At 53.8% G+C, this 266-nt stretch carries 1 pseudogene (running past one end of the window); it reads right to left on the reverse strand.

The window, feature by feature from the left end:
- Positions 1-266: pseudogene (locus E8D52_18600) on the reverse strand (glycosyltransferase family 4 protein) (it continues 291 nt past the right edge of the window).

Raw genomic sequence — 266 nt, forward strand, 5'->3', positions numbered from 1 at the left:
TCAACCAGGACATTGGGGATTCCGTCCCTATCCCCGTTGCCAACTACGAGGCAGGGCAAGGCAAATACGGTCGCTTGCTTGTAAATGTCGCGCAGCTCTTCTTGCGTGACCGCGCCACATAGGCTTACCGCGTCTTCAAGGCCGAGTTCTTTGATGAGGCGAACCAAGGTGTCGGTGTAGCCGTCATCACCACCACCGACAATCTGGCAATGAAAACGGTGGCCTCTTTCCTTTAAAAGGCCGCAGGCTGCTATCAAGTAATCAAA

The sequence above is a fragment of the Nitrospira sp. genome, assembly GCA_005116745.1.
In the GTDB taxonomy this organism is placed as follows: Bacteria; Nitrospirota; Nitrospiria; order Nitrospirales; family Nitrospiraceae; genus Nitrospira_D.